The following is a 14,975-nucleotide window of genomic DNA, read 5'->3' on the forward strand; positions in this document are numbered from 1 at the left end:
AACTCTACTTCACTTCGAACCCATAGCTTTCAAATAAAGCTTGCATTTTTTCTGTAGATAAAAATGCTGTAAAAGCTTCTGCTTCCTCTTTATGTTCTGAAATGTTAAGTACACCTTTCATATAATGAATGGGACGATGAAGGTCTTCAGGAATCGTATCTGTTATTTGGACGTAATGAGAGGATTTTGCATCTGTTTTGTAGACAATCCCCGCTCCGACTTCCCTTTGCTCAACAAGCGTTAATACTTGATGTGTATCTTTTCCGAACACGAGGTGATCATGTGCTTGTTCCCATTTACCTCCATTTCTAAGTGCTTCCTTTGCATATGTTCCAACTGGCACTGCTCCAGGGGTTCCGATTGCAAGCCAATTATTTGTGTCAACAAGGTCGTTGAGCGATTTTTTAGGTGCCCCTTTTGGCTGAATGCTGACAAGTTTATTTTTTAAAAATACGCCTGCACCTTTTTCTTGGACCCGTCCTTTTTCTTCTAATAAATGAAATTCTTTCGCAGAAGCAAGCATGCACACATCAATTGGAGCATACGCTTCGATTTGTCTTGCCAACAAACCGGAACCACCAACATGAAAGCGAACATCAATGTTTGGATATGCTTGTTCAAATTCTTGCTCAATCTCTTCAATCATTGGCAGAAAGCTTGATGCCGCTCCGACAATAAGAGTTGTTTTCTCACTTTTCACGCTCTGTGCTTGGAGCGATAGCATGGCGGTTAAGAGGGTGATGAACGCAACTGCCGCTCCAACATACAATACCTTGCGTTGCTTCATTTACATCCACCACTTTAATTGTCTTTTTGTAATTCATGGGTAATGTGATGAAGCTCAGGGAGTATTAATCGGTTCATCGCCAACGTAACTGCCCCTGTAGAACCAGGTAATACGAATACTACTTTGTTATTCTTCACCCCAGCTGAAGCTCTCGTTAGCAATGCTTTCGTCCCTATATCCTCCGTAAAACTAAGCATCCGAAAGATTTCACCGAAACCTGGGATTTCTTTATCAAATAAGGGTGTAATGGCTTCAATCGTTACATCTCGTTTCGCAATCCCTGTACCACCTGTTATGAGTAAAGCTTGAACGCTGTTATCATCGAGCATTCGCTGTGCTTCATGTTGAATGATTCCTAGTTCATCTGCAACCAGTTCATATGCTGCAACTGAATGGCCGGCTTCTTCTAACAACTTGCGGACCGCTTGGCCGCTTTTATCTGTTTCTTTGTTCCGTGTATCACTTACTGTAAGAATGCCTATTGAAATGGGGGTTGATTTGTTTCCCTTAAATTGAACCGACATTTTCAAAAACTCCTTTTCCCTATCCAAAAAGTTGATGATACAGTTTCTTTGCTCTATTTCTATCCTTAAGACCATGGATTAATAATCGACCGTCAGCAAAGAAAACCATTCGAAAATCTTCCATATAAAATTGCAGTAAGTACGGTGTTTGCTTAACTTTTATTCCACCTTCTTCAATTTGAGCTGCCAATTCAGCTAAATTGACTGTTCGCTCTTGATTTGGACGAATTTGGACAGTATTGCGTCCACAAAGCACTGCGGTTTTCATCTGTCCATCTACCAGCAAACTTGGATATGTAGGTGTTGGTCCGCAGCTTGGACAATTCGGCTTCTTTAGTTTAGATAAATTTAATTCAAGACGTTCATTTGTCCATGTGTCAAAATAAAGTAGCTTTGAACGAATCGATGTTTCATCTTCCACTAATAGCTTCAATGCTTCTGCTGTTTGATATGCAGTAACTAGCTGAACAGCCGGACTAATAATACCTGCTGTGTCACATGTTTGATTCATAGCCGGAATGGATGACCACATACAACGTAAGCAAGGAGTTTCATGAGGTCTGATTACATACATTGCACCCGTACTGCCGACACATGCTCCATAAATCCATGGTTTTCTAAATTTAACAGCTGCATCATTGATCATAAAGCGTGTTTCAAAGTTATCTGTCCCATCCATGACTACATCTGCTTGTTGAACGAGTTTTTCCATTTCTACAGCAGTTATATCTTTGATGTGGGCATGAATAACAGCATCAGGGCGGAGCATTAACAATCTTTCTTTTGCAGCAATGGCTTTCGGTTTTTGCTCAATGGCATCCTGCTCAACGAACAGCTGCTGCCGCTGAAGATTAGAGATCTCAACATAATCGCGATCAACAATTGTGATTTCCCCAATACCAGCCCTTACAAGTGATTCAGCTATCGACGTTCCTAAAGCACCGCAGCCAATAAGAAGAACATGTTTCTGCGAGATTTTCCTTTGGCCTGTAATCCCAATTGGCTGAAACAACTCCTGTCGTGAATATCGATTTTCTTGTGTCATCAAATGTTGTCTCACCTCTTATTGTTCCTTTCCCCATTTCATTCATTTTTCACACATATAAAATGATACCGATCTATTTAATCTGTTCAGCTTGATACCAATACAAAAAAACAACCACCTACAACGTGTAGTGGTTGCTTTTTTGTCATATAATGGTTGCCTGGCAAGCTAATCGATCTCCATGTTCTACTGCTGTTTCTAACTTTTTCTTTTCTTGATCATTAACAGCTGTCAAGTATTCCATTCCTTGATTCACATGAACGTGACATCTACCGCATGTGCCTTTTTTACATTTATAATCTAGCGGGATTTCCTGCATTAATGCTGTATTAAGCAATGTTTCGCCTTTGTTAAGAATGACGTTAAACGTTTGGTCATGCTGAGTAATCACGATTTTCTTTTCTACTTCGTTTATTTGTTCTTTTTTTTGCGAAGACTTTGTAATAAGCAACTTGCCTTTTTGTTGATTTGGAATTAATGAACCGACTGTTAACTTTTTCACGTTATCCCTCCAAAACAAAAATTTTTAGAAAATTAACTTGCACTGAAAGTCATTATCAATTACAATGATAATGAGAATTATTTTCATAGGTTTTATATATTCAAGGAGGTCTCCAACATGTCGACACCAGTAAAAGGGTTAAAAGACATTCATGCAAAGCTTTCAAACGAGAGAAAAATCGGTGGTGTCATTGAAACACAATTTATCCGCCTTCGTTCTGGCGAAGAATATAAAAACGCTGTCATTACAAATGTCGATGTCATGGGCTCTTCTTTTTATTCACTTAGTTTTGTAAATGATGAAGGCCAGCATATGATTGTCAACGTAGCTGAAATTGGAATGATTTCAGTCCCTGTTCATAAAAAAATCGTCGAGTGTCAAAACCAAACATATAAACAAATCAAAATCGAAGAAAAGTTAACATACTTAAAACGTCTGTATGAAGTAAATGAAGGCTCTACAAACCCTCTATTTGTTGAAGAAGCAAAAATGGTCATTCAAGATATTGGAATTGAAAATGTGAAGCCTGTTTTAGATGTTAGTTTTTTGTCAAAACCGCAAAAACTTTATTCAATTGCATAGAAGAGAGAAACAGCAAAATGAGAACAACCTCATTTTGCTGTTTTTGTATTAATCATTTTTTTCCGGGTCTTCTAAAGTACAAATCGCACTTGGTCGTTTAATACGAAGCACAACAGATTCAAACACTCTAAAGATGTAATTCATATTTTCATCATCTAAAAAGACGGTCTCAAAATCTTGAGCAATTGCTAAGTCAACATTCTGCTTACCCGCATCCACGATAACCCCTCTTTCACCGCTAATCATCGGTGATTGAAGCACGCCTCCTGTCATTAATTCACGAACATGTTCAATTTCTAATACATTTGTTCCTTGATGAACACGATGCAACAACGCATAGAGCTGTGGTGATAAAATGAGTGTATATGGCCCTGTATGACCCATTTTCAATAATTTATTACGGGCTTCTACAATATCACTAAAGGCGCCACCTGATGTCATCCAATCATTTCGAATGTGAGAAAGCTTCCCTTTTACATTTAGCAATCCAGGTAAATCAAATTCCTTTGAGCCATTGAAAATTAAATCATCTTCCAAATGTGCACATTGCTGTGCTGCATTCGCAGCGGCAGAAAAATCAATTGGGTTGTTAAGCGCTTCAGCATATTGCAGGTCTCGCCAATAAAGAATGAAGTCTTTATGAAGCAGTGGAACACTTAAATTCACACGTTTTTTCGGAAGAGAAATTTCTGAGGATTGACCATGATAACTAAGACTTCCTAATTCTGAGTCTTCATAGATGTCATTTGTAACAGACTGGACACCATTTCCTAATGGTCCATAAATATCAATAAAGCGGCGGCCAATTAACTGCCTGCTGGCACTGTTAATAACTGTTTGGTCGAGTTCTTCCCATTGTGTTTCATTCAAAGGTGATTCGGACATGTTTTTAATTGACAAAGTAAAACCCCTCCTTTATTTCTTTAAGCTGCCGACTGTTAGCCGTTTTGTTTGTTGTTCTTTCACGGGATGCATCTTTTTCGGCTCATCCGACTCTACATACTGCATGGCTTTCAAGCTTTGAGCGGCACCTTCTTTTTCATCGGTCGGCGTTGCTGCTTCAATGCTTGTCCCTTCATATTTGCTGTTTAACTCATTCATAATACCTTTCATCTCATGATAATCTACAGCGGTCATATCACGCATCGTTTGGATAGCAGAACCATGCTCTGTTTCCTTAAACTGAAACAGCGATAAATCTAAATGTTCTAGAAAGTTGTGTAAGCCAAATTTTTCAAGACTAATATCCTGAAGCAGGCGAACCAATTCCCCTTTATTTTGTTCAGAAGCTTGCATATGAACAATTTTAGGCAGCAAGACGTTTAATCTATCTAATCGATGTTCTTCTTCTTCATAAATATGATGCCAATAAAGCCGTTCGTGTTCATCTTTCGCATCCTCGATTACTGGAGTAATAATCCCCATGAATTGTTGAACAGCATCCTTCGTTCGATTCAAGATTGGCTCTAAAACAGAAAAATTTTCGTTCAAAAATAGCCCCCCTCTCTTATTAAAGACATTTACTTTTTGTTGCTTTTCATGCTTATTATACACAAAATTCGAATTATTTTAAAAAATAAATGATCGCCCTATGACACCAATTATTTTCCCCAATCAAACAGACGATAATCCTTCATTAACTTATAACCTCATCACGTTTTTAGATTGGTTTTATCTGGGTATGTTCTTTATAGTGTGGAAAGCAAAGCAGATTATTGAGAAGGAGCTGAAAAAATGTTCACTAGCAGCCATATTCCGAAAGAAAAAGGACTGGATCATACGCTTTCGTTATTATCAGAAGGTTTTCGATTTATTCCTAATCGTAGGCAGCAATTAAATTCCGATATTTTTCAAACTCGACTACTCGGTGAAAAGGTCATTTGTATGGCAGGGGCAGAGGCCGCTGAAGTCTTTTATGATAATGACCTCTTTATGCGTAAAAATGCCGCTCCAAAACGCGTCCAAAAAACATTATTTGGTGAAAATGCCGTGCAGGGAATGGACGGCGCTGCACATAAGCATCGTAAAAGAATGTTTTTATCGATGATGACTCCAGACCGCCTTGATGAGATGAAAGAAATTACGAAAGAGCAATGGCAAGCCAAAATTAGTGAATGGCGAAATAAAGAGGAAGTCGTCCTATTTCAGGAAACGGAAGAAGTAATGTGCAGGGTCGCTTGTCTTTGGTCAGGTGTACCTCTTCAAGAAGATGAAGTCAAAAAACGAACGAAGGACCTTGGTTTAATGATTGACACCTTTGCAGAAACAGGCGAAAGGTATCGACGTGGAAAGAAAGCACGTGCAAGAACCGAGAAGTGGATAAAGGAAATCATCAAGCAAATCCGCTCGAAGAAAATAAATCCCCCTGCAAATACAGCCGCATACATTATTGCTTGGCATCGAACATTGAATGGGAAAAAGCTCGATGAAGAGATGGCGGCAATTGAATTGTTGAATGTTATTCGGCCGATTGTCGCGATTGGCAGATATATTACATTCGGTGCCCTCGCATTACATGACTATCCAGAAGTAAAAGAAAAGCTACAGGAAAACAAAGGAAACTATAGCCAAATGTTTGTTCAAGAGGTTCGCCGCTTCTACCCTTTTGGTCCTTTCACTGCCGCCAGAGTAAAGAAAACATTCGAATGGAACGGCTTTGTTTTCAAAAAAGGCAGGTTAGTACTGTTAGATATTTACGGCACAAACCATCACCCAGACCTTTGGGACCAGCCTGATGAGTTTAAGCCAGAACGATTTCATAACTGGGAAGGAAGCCCTTTTTCATTTATTCCTCAAGGTGGTGGTGATCATTATATGGGACACCGCTGTGCTGGAGAATGGCTGACTGTGCTGATTATGAAAGAAAGCATGGAATTCTTAACAAAAAAAATTAATTATACTGTCCCACCTCAAGATTTAAGTTATCACATGGGTAGAATACCGACGATCCCTAAGAGTAGGCTTGTGATTAAGAATGTTCAGCGAATAACAGACTAAGCAAATATTAAAAGTCCTCACTCAATTTTTGAAGTGAGGACTTTTTCTTATGACTTGTGTACGCTTGACGTATATTGAGCTTTTTGGTTAAGGATCACCTGCTTAAGCTCTCTTAAATATTTTATGACGATTTGTGAGATCTCTTCAATTTCATGTAATAAGTCATTTGCCTTCGGAAGATTGTTTTGATTAACAGCTGCCACTGCTTCTTTTGCTAATGCATGAAGCTTTCGATGTGGCTCCTCTACCTTTTGATAAGCTGGTTCACTCGAGTATACTTGCTTCGCTTTTCCATAATACCAATTTCCAAAGCGGCATTGCTCATGAGAAGCAACTTCACTTTCTTTCATTGAATCAAATCCTAAGATTAAATTGTAAATCTTCCAGCGCCACAATATATGGTCTGTAATGGCAAGTTCAATTAAATCTTCTTGGCTCATTTTCATATTGGTAGAGATCGAATCAATCCGGTGCTTATCGATGATTTTACTTAAATCATAGACAGCTTGCCCTGTTTCTCTGCTAATTTCAAGTCCTTCTTTTGTAGCTTCAGCAATGCTTTTATTTCGTTGGGTGATTTCATCCATTGAAGCTGTTTGTTGTTCTGTAATTGCTGAGATACTTTCAAACCGTTCTCCAACTGCTTGAAGGCTTGTATTCAATTTATCTAAACGGATTGATAACGTTTCTGTATTTTTCGTACTTTCATGCATCTTCTCACTCGTGTTATCAATTAACACGCTCATATCAGTGGATATCGATGACAGCTCCTTAATATCATTACTAATATCCGAAATCGAACTTTTCGTATTGTCAGCCAGTTTACGGACTTCCTCAGCCACAACAGCGAATCCTTTTCCATGCTCACCCGCTCTCGCTGCTTCAATTGAAGCATTTAACGCTAAGAGATTCGTTTGGTCAGCAATATCTTTTATCAAGCTCATTACTTTCTCCATATTTTGAACTCGATTACTTAAGTCTTCTACATAGTGTTGAATTTGTTCCTGAGAACTGTCCACACCTTTAAGGTTATCGGTTAAATGGATCAGTGTTGAAATATTCTCATCAAGTTCCTTTAAATGCTCTCGAGAAATCGCATTTACTTCATAGACAGAAGATGAGACCTCTTGAATACTTGCGCCAAAGTCCTCAACAACGCTGCTAACTGAACGAGAATCTTCATATTGTTCTTGTTGATATTCCAGAAGCTTTCGAATCTCATCTATGCCTGCATTAAATTCAATCACATTTGCTAATCCACCGATAAAGTTCTTTGCTTGAAGTTCCATATAAGTTTCCATGACAATTTGCTGATCAAGTACAGCGATGCTTTCATACGCAAGTAAAGCATTTAAAAGCTTTGCTGGTTTTTTGATAAACTGCTTCGTAATATGAGGAATAAACAGCTGATTCAGCAAGTTATAGGCAGCCAGCATCCAGTCAGGAGTTAAACCAATTTTAGCGTGTGCCTCAGCTATTGCCCGTCTTTTAAATACGTATGTAAGATTTAACTCATCTTTAAACAAACTTTGCATATATAGATGAAAGGTTTTTTTCAGCCGTTCATCTGTAGAATGCTGTTCAATCAAGCTATGTAGAGCAGGCATTTGATGAAGACGTTCATAAAACTTATCAATAATTTCATCCTTACAGGTCATATACACATCATACAGGTCATGAACGGACTCCCTTCTAATTTGCGAAATTCCTAAGAAGTCTAACTTCTCTTTCAGCCGGTCATTTGCATCTATATCTGAATAGGATGTACTTGAAAAATAATGATATTCTTTTGCCTTCGTCTTGAACAAGACTATACTCCCCCTCAAATGCCTCTATTTTAGGTAATTATACCTATAAGATATCTAAAATTCAAGAAATATTACACTTTAAAGGAAATATAATACAATTTAAAATGTTTTTTATGACTTATTTTTCTTAAGCGAAACGGTTTCATTTATTATTTACTGAAAAGTTGGTAAGCTATAACTATAATGCTTAAAGTGAGGGATACATATGGGAAATTTCCAATCAAAATTAGAAAAATATGCAGAGCTTGCTGTAAAAGTAGGCGTTAATATTCAAAAAGACCAAACACTCGTTATTAATGCACCCATTAATGCTCGTGAATTTGTTCACCAGGCAGCAAAAATTGCCTATGAGGCTGGGGCAAAGCATGTTCATGTTGAATGGAGTGACGAGGATTTAACACTTTTAAAATTTAAAAACGCACCATTTGAAGCCTTCAAAGAATATCCAATGTGGAAGGCAAAAGGCTTTGAAGAAATGGCAGAAAACGGAGCAGCTTTTCTCAGTATCTCAGCATCGAATCCCGACCTTTTGAAAGAAGTTGATCCAGAACGTATTTCAGAAGCAAATAAAACAGCTGGAAAAGCGATGGATAAGTTCAGAAGCTATATTCAATCGGACAAAGTTAGCTGGAGTGTCATTTCAACACCAACGAGCGAATGGGCGAAAAAAGTCTTTCCAGACAGCGGTGACGAAGAAGCAGTCAATAAGCTTTGGGAAGCGATTTTCGAAGCAACACGCATTCATCAAGAAGATCCAGTAACAGCCTGGCAAGAGCATAATCAAACGCTTCAGGATAAAGTTGACTTACTAAATGAAAAGAAATATAAAAAGCTTCATTATAAAGCACCTGGTACCGACTTAACAATTGAGCTTCCTGAAAAACACCTTTGGGAAGGCGGCGGTAGTGTAAATGCAAAAGGCGTTGATTTCGTCGCAAACATGCCGACTGAAGAAGTCTTTACAACACCGCTAAAAGAAGGTGTTAACGGGAAAGTTACAAGTACAAAGCCGTTAAGCTATGGTGGAAACTTAATTGAAAACTTCACCCTTACGTTTGAAAATGGCCGAATTGTAGATTATACAGCTGAAAACGGGTATGAAACGTTAAAGCGATTAATTGAAACAGATGAAGGCTCGCATTACCTTGGTGAAGTTGCACTTGTACCACATGACTCACCGATCTCAAATTCAAATTTGATTTTCTATAATACATTGTTCGATGAGAACGCTTCGTGCCACCTTGCAATCGGCAGTGCGTACGCCTTCTGCCTTGAAGGTGGAAAAGAAATGAGCAAAGAAGAGTTAGCACAAAATGGAGCGAATTCAAGTATTACTCATGTAGATTTTATGATGGGGTCTGCTGAAATGGATATTGACGGGGAAACAAAAGACGGCAAGAAAGAACCGATCTTCCGTAAAGGGAACTGGGCATTTTAAAACTCGAGGCTGATTCAAATTGAATCAGCCTTTTTTTCGATGAAATTCTTATATAAAGTACCTAGAAATGAAAGAAACCACGAAGGATATTTCTTCGGAATGAACCGTAAATGATAGAGACGCTCGTAATACCTTTTGAAATCCGTCCACCTATGATCAACGGCTGCATTTCCGTAACGAACAATATCAATTATTTTCGGTTCCCCATCTACCGTTAGAATGATATTTTTCAAATGGAGGTCAATTGGGATCACTCCAATTGCAGATAATGATTGAAAGGTACGGTCGATTTTTTTCACCACTGACGGTTGGATCGTTACGCCTTTTTCCAGACAGTCAAATAATGTCGTCCCTTCGATATAATCTAAGATAAGATAGCCTTCCTCGTGATGATAGCATCTCGGAAACAGCTTGTGATCACAAACCTTCCTGTAATTCTCGGCTTCTATTGAAGCTAGCACCTCATACTCTGGGTAAAAGGCTTTCATAACTTTATTTGTCCCACTAATACGGAAAACCGCAGCACTTCTTCCTTTTCCAACATACTCTAATTGGTTTGAATACGAAAAGATTTTATATGTTTTGAAAAGAGATTTTTTAAATGAGATCGACTTATATAATTGCTCATACGACACAGTATCATTACTTTCTTTTTGAAATTATGTGGTCTTCAAATTTACATCACATTTATTATAGTCAATAATCATCAAAGAGTCCAAGCTCATCACATCTGTCAGCTGCTAAACCTTTTGTTCATTGGAAAAGATATGGTAGTGTTGAAACAAATACATAAATGATAAGGGTGAGCATGTGATGGAACAAACGGATCTCTATACATTAATTAAAAATTACTACCCCTTTGACCTTTTAACAGACGAACAACTTAATAAAGTTGTTTCCGGAGCGAAATATACAACATTTGCAAAAAATGAAATGCTTTTTCATGAAGATGAATCGGAAGAGGACTTAGATATCTACTTCTTAGTCTCAGGATTAGCGAAAAACGTTCTTCACCGTTCTAGCGGCAAACAGTTCACATTACGTTACTACTACCCAGGTGATTTGGTCGGACTAATGATTATGCTTACAAGTGGTGAAATGACATTTTCTGTGCAAGCACTCGAAAATTGCAATGTATTTAAGTTTAATAAAGCAAATTTCTTAGAAGTCATGACCGATAACAAACAATTTTCGAAAATCATTTTCGAAAGTATTGGTAATCGTATGAAAACACTCTACGATGAAATCAAATTTAAATCATCTCAAGAAGATGACGAAAACATCACCTTATTTCGTACGAAAGTAAAGACCTTAATGGATTCTCCTAACTTCGTTAAGCCGGATGACACGATGCAAACGGCAGCACTTCGTATGAAGGAACAAGGGGTGTACGGCCTTGTCGTTAGTGAAAATGAGAAAACAATGCAAGGTGTGTTAACCCAATACGAGATGTTAAGTTATTTAACTGAGCAGCAAGACAACCATCTCGTAAAGCAATGGAAGAAACATAAACCTTATTGGATCCAAGATGAAGCATTCGCTTATGAGGCGTTGTCGTATTTTAAGAATGATCTGGTTGATTTTATTCCAGTTCTTCATCACCACGCTGTAGTCGGTACGTTGACAAGCACTTCATTTCTTAATATTCAAGATTCCGATTACTTAGATCTTACCTACAAAGTGACAAATGCCCGCAGCATTGAAGATCTAGTGAAATTAGCTCCGCTTGAGAACCGTACATTTCACGCATTTATCCGCGCATTGATTGAGCAAGACAGCTTTGCTTATGATGTGAGTGAAGTGATTACAAATTATAATGATACATTAAACCGGCAAATTATTAAGATTTCAGAAAATGAAATGCGTGCAGAAGGCTATGGCTTTCCGCCAATTAACTATTGTTTCATTGTTATGGGCAGTCAAGGGCGAAAAGAACAAAGCTTTCGAACTGACCAAGATAACGGTATTATCCTAAGTGAATATGCTCACCTACCAAACCGGGCAGAAATTGAAGCTTATTTTCAACGCTTCACAAACAAGTTAAATGAAAAGCTGGCTGCATGTGGCTTTCCTGAATGTACCGGTGGCATCATGGCTCGTGAACTAAAATGGCGTAAATCAACAGAAGAATGGAAAAAAGAAATTGACTATTGGCTTCGGGAAATGGATTCAGATAAAATACGCGATTTTGCAATGTTCTTTGACTTCCGTCCGATATTTGGCGATTTTTCATTAGCTGAAGATGTTCGTGACTTTACAACGACGCGTGTCAAGCATTCGTTAACACTTCAACAGCTGCTTATGAAAGAAGCGATTCGCGTGCGCGTACCTGTCGGTGTGCTCGGGAGGCTGAATATGAAGCCGAAACAAAAGACGTTCAATTTAAAAAAGTCAGCGATTATGCAAATCGTCCATTCCATTCGAATTAATGCATTAAAATATGGCGTAAAAGATGTCAATACAATAAAACGGCTGAATGCACTGAAAAAAATAGAAGCGTTTCATCCGCGTGATGTAAGAAATGCCAAAGTAGCACTTCATCATTTATTGTCCTTTCAAATTAAACAAAACCTTGATGAACTTGAAAGTGGAAAACCACTTACAAATGAAATCATGCTAAAGGATTTAACGAAAGAGGATAAACGGAAATTAAAAGAAGCACTCCATATTGCGAACAGAATGCAGCGGGCTACTGAAGTTAGCTTTAATAGAAATCGGGTGGTTTAATGCTTCCAGTTGACGTAAAAATTCTTAAGTATTTTCTTTATGATCAATTTTTCTATAAGCATAAAATTTTGAAGGCCAAACAGCACCCCTCATTTGAAACTGTAAAACAATCAATTGAACAATTTGAATCGACTCATGACGCCCAAACTGATTTAAGCAATTGTACATTTACAATTTTTGACCTTGAAACGACCGGCTTCTTTCCTGACCTTTCAGATGAAATTATTTCAATCGGAGCCGTTAAAGTGAAGAATCTACAGGTCATTTATGAAGACACTTTTTACTCGGTTATAAAACCACTTGGTTCAGTGCCACAGCATACGGAAGAATTGACAGGGTTAAGTCGGAAAGAAATTCACAAAGGAGCCCGTTTTCCTTTAGCCCTGCATAAGTTTCTAGCATACAGTCAGAACACAATTCTTGTCGCTCATCCGGCAAGCTTTGATATTAATTTTTTGCAAAAAACAATTGAAAAATGGGGCCTCCCAAGCTTCTCCCCTGCTTACATTGATTCTTTGCGATTAGCCAATTGGCTGCATCATTCTAAAAACAATTATTTAGATGACCTTGTGGCCCGTTATCATATACAAACCCGTGAACGTCATCATGCATTAAATGATGCATTGATGACAGCTGAAATTTTCACCCATCTTATGGAAGAGTGTAAGCAAGAAGGGATCATGACTTATAAAGAGATTCAACAATTAATGAAATAAGAGGTTGACTCCGAGTCAACCTCTTTGCTTTATCGTGCCAGCCAGTTTGATAATTGCTTTTCATGCTGCTTTGCGTCGTGATAACCAAGTTCATATAAGTCGACTAAACGTTGTTGATTACGTTCAATTCTGCTTACAGGTAAATCAACGCTCGGCTTAATAACATAAACATTGCCTGCTTGTTGCTCTGCTTCCATATAACCTAATGTTTCATTATATAAACGGTACCGTTGTTGTAACAATTCCGCTACCTTTGGATAGCTTCTGCACATCACTTTTGTGAGCGATGGAAACCGGCTTGGACTACGTTTAAAGTTTTCAGGCTTTGTCATAATCACAATGTTCTTCTTATAGCCATCATTTTGTGATTTCTTTAACGGGATAGGGTCGATAATTCCTCCATCAAGCAGTTTCTTTCCGTTATAATCAACAGCAGGAGCAATAAATGGCAACGAACTGGAAGCTCGAATAATCGTCAGAATATCCTCTCCGTGATCATGCTTATTGTAATAAACCGCTTCCCCTGTTTCACAATCTGTTGTTCCGACTAAGAACTGTTCCTCTCCTCTTAAAAAGGTATCAAAGTCAAACGGGACAACTTTATTTGGAATTTCATCAAATAGAAAATCCATCCCAAATAATTGCCGTTTTAATAATAAGTTTCGAAATGATAAATACCTCGGGTCATTAACGAGCCCTGTATTCACTTTTTTATTACGTCCTTTTTGCCGTGAAAGATAAGAAGCTGCCATACACGCACCTGCTGAAACACCAATTACATATGGAAAGAACAAATTCTTCTCCATAAAATATTCGAGCACACCTGCTGTATAGAGCCCTCTCATTCCTCCGCCTTCTAGTACAAGTCCAGTATCATTCATTTTGTTCCCCTCTTGCCTTTTTATGTATGTCTTTTCAGTATAGCATGCATACAGAGAGAGCGTATACAAATTGCTTATAGGTCCTCTTACATATATTTTTCAGAATTAATTGACAAATCAAACAACGTATTATACCCTATTAAAACAATAGGAATTAACGGAACAATATTTAAAGGAGGACGAGAATGGATAATATTAGCGGAAAAATCGTCATCATAACAGGGGCAGGAAGCGGACTTGGAAGAGAAATGGCGATTGCTTTTGCGAAAGAAGGAGCAAATGTTGTGTTGTGCGGACGCCGAATGGCAAAATTAGAAGAAACCCAAAAACGAATAACTGTTTCTTCCACAGCTGAAACACTTGTCCTTCAAGCAGATGCTTCGATTGAATCAGATGTAAAAATGGTCGTTCAGGCTGCATACGGAAAATTCGGAAAGATTGATTATTTAATTAACAATGCGGCTGTTTTCCAACAGGACTATGTTGCTGACTTGTCTCTTGAATCGTGGCATTATCAATGGAGTAATAATACAACAAGTGTGCTGCTTATGATGAGAGAATGCCTACCAATTATGCGGGCCCAAAAAGGGGGGAAAATTATTAATATAACCTCTGGCTTAGCTAAGGAAGGTGCTGCTGGATTTGCTGCCTATAGTGCAAGTAAAGCAGCTGTTGAAACACTCACTTATTCAGTTGAGGAAGAAGAGTCTCGAAACGGAATTATCACCCATGTATTTAACCCAGGAGTGATGAAGACCGAATTACAAGCATTAGGTGAAGACCCGTCCGGAATTGCCCCATATATTATTGAGTTAGCAAAATCAACCATTCGTAGTGAAAAATCCATACTGAGTATTGACAGCTTTCCGCTTGGGAATGTTCAAACAATTTAATTTTTTTCTACTCCCCACCGTCTTTTAAATAAAACAAGGCAAACACTCCATTTCGAGTTTGCCTTGTTTTATTTA

15 protein-coding genes are annotated in these 14,975 nt (G+C 38.1%); 6 read left to right on the forward strand and 9 right to left on the reverse strand.

Annotation, left to right across the window (positions count from 1 at the left end):
* Positions 1 to 4: 4 nt before the first annotated feature.
* The 4 genes from modA to LC040_07280 all read right to left on the reverse strand — a co-directional run bounded on the left by modA (position 5) and on the right by LC040_07280 (position 2,858).
* The gene (gene modA / locus LC040_07265; protein WLR52683.1) at positions 5 to 787 is read right to left on the reverse strand and encodes a molybdate ABC transporter substrate-binding protein; all 783 of its coding nucleotides are present in this window, start codon (positions 785 to 787) and stop codon (positions 5 to 7) included.
* A gap of 14 nt (positions 788 to 801) precedes the next feature.
* Positions 802 to 1,311, reverse strand: a complete 510-nt coding sequence (locus tag LC040_07270) for a molybdenum cofactor biosynthesis protein B (GenBank protein WLR52684.1) — start codon at positions 1,309 to 1,311, stop codon at positions 802 to 804.
* Between the two features lie 19 nt (positions 1,312 to 1,330).
* Complete coding sequence (locus tag LC040_07275; GenBank protein WLR53223.1) at positions 1,331 to 2,356, reverse strand: ThiF family adenylyltransferase; 1,026 nt, start codon at positions 2,354 to 2,356, stop codon at positions 1,331 to 1,333.
* Positions 2,357 to 2,501: 145 nt separating this feature from the next.
* Positions 2,502 to 2,858, reverse strand: coding sequence for a 2Fe-2S iron-sulfur cluster-binding protein (locus LC040_07280; protein ID WLR52685.1), 357 nt, complete (start codon positions 2,856 to 2,858; stop codon positions 2,502 to 2,504).
* 117 nt (positions 2,859 to 2,975) lie between these two features.
* Here LC040_07280 and LC040_07285 point away from each other — a divergent pair, with 117 nt between their 5' ends.
* Entirely contained in the window at positions 2,976 to 3,440 is a 465-nt protein-coding gene (locus tag LC040_07285; GenBank protein ID WLR52686.1) for a hypothetical protein, read from the forward strand.
* Between the two features lie 48 nt (positions 3,441 to 3,488).
* Here the strand turns inward: LC040_07285 and LC040_07290 are convergent, their stop codons facing one another.
* Positions 3,489 to 4,325: a family 1 encapsulin nanocompartment shell protein gene (locus LC040_07290; protein ID WLR53224.1), complete on the reverse strand. Its 837-nt coding sequence runs from the start codon at positions 4,323 to 4,325 to the stop codon at positions 3,489 to 3,491.
* 30 nt (positions 4,326 to 4,355) lie between these two features.
* Positions 4,356 to 4,931, reverse strand: a complete 576-nt coding sequence (locus LC040_07295) for a hypothetical protein (protein WLR52687.1) — start codon at positions 4,929 to 4,931, stop codon at positions 4,356 to 4,358.
* Positions 4,932 to 5,174: 243 nt separating this feature from the next.
* Between LC040_07295 and LC040_07300 the strand changes: the two genes are divergently transcribed.
* Entirely contained in the window at positions 5,175 to 6,437 is a 1,263-nt protein-coding gene (locus LC040_07300) for a cytochrome P450 (protein ID WLR52688.1), read from the forward strand.
* Between the two features lie 47 nt (positions 6,438 to 6,484).
* On the opposite strand, the gene LC040_07305 is transcribed toward LC040_07300, so the two are convergent.
* Positions 6,485 to 8,245: a methyl-accepting chemotaxis protein gene (locus LC040_07305; protein WLR52689.1), complete on the reverse strand. Its 1,761-nt coding sequence runs from the start codon at positions 8,243 to 8,245 to the stop codon at positions 6,485 to 6,487.
* 205 nt (positions 8,246 to 8,450) lie between these two features.
* Between LC040_07305 and LC040_07310 the strand changes: the two genes are divergently transcribed.
* Positions 8,451 to 9,683 carry an aminopeptidase gene (locus LC040_07310; GenBank protein ID WLR52690.1) on the forward strand — a complete coding sequence of 411 codons (1,233 nt, stop codon included), beginning with the start codon at positions 8,451 to 8,453 and terminating at the stop codon, positions 9,681 to 9,683.
* Between the two features lie 14 nt (positions 9,684 to 9,697).
* On the opposite strand, the gene LC040_07315 is transcribed toward LC040_07310, so the two are convergent.
* On the reverse strand, positions 9,698 to 10,318 hold the full coding sequence (locus LC040_07315; protein WLR52691.1) for a protein kinase family protein: 621 nt from the start codon (positions 10,316 to 10,318) through the stop codon (positions 9,698 to 9,700).
* Between the two features lie 178 nt (positions 10,319 to 10,496).
* On the opposite strand from LC040_07315, the gene LC040_07320 reads away from it, so the two are divergent.
* Together LC040_07320 and LC040_07325 are read left to right on the forward strand one after the other, a co-directional pair.
* On the forward strand, positions 10,497 to 12,410 hold the full coding sequence (locus tag LC040_07320; GenBank protein WLR52692.1) for a DUF294 nucleotidyltransferase-like domain-containing protein: 1,914 nt from the start codon (positions 10,497 to 10,499) through the stop codon (positions 12,408 to 12,410).
* Complete coding sequence (locus tag LC040_07325; protein ID WLR52693.1) at positions 12,410 to 13,126, forward strand: exonuclease domain-containing protein; 717 nt, start codon at positions 12,410 to 12,412, stop codon at positions 13,124 to 13,126. Before LC040_07320 ends, LC040_07325 begins: the two co-directional genes overlap by 1 nt.
* Before the next feature lie 29 nt (positions 13,127 to 13,155).
* Here the strand turns inward: LC040_07325 and LC040_07330 are convergent, their stop codons facing one another.
* Positions 13,156 to 14,007 (reverse strand): patatin family protein, encoded by an 852-nt coding sequence (locus tag LC040_07330; GenBank protein WLR52694.1) that lies wholly within the window; start codon positions 14,005 to 14,007, stop codon positions 13,156 to 13,158.
* A gap of 185 nt (positions 14,008 to 14,192) precedes the next feature.
* Between LC040_07330 and LC040_07335 the strand changes: the two genes are divergently transcribed.
* A complete protein-coding gene (locus tag LC040_07335) occupies positions 14,193 to 14,900 on the forward strand; it encodes an SDR family oxidoreductase (protein ID WLR52695.1) in 708 nt (235 codons plus the stop codon).
* Positions 14,901 to 14,975: the final 75 nt, after the last annotated feature.

It is taken from the genome of Bacillus tianshenii (genome assembly GCA_020524525.2).
Classification (GTDB): Bacteria; Bacillota; Bacilli; order Bacillales; family Bacillaceae_N; genus Bacillus_AV.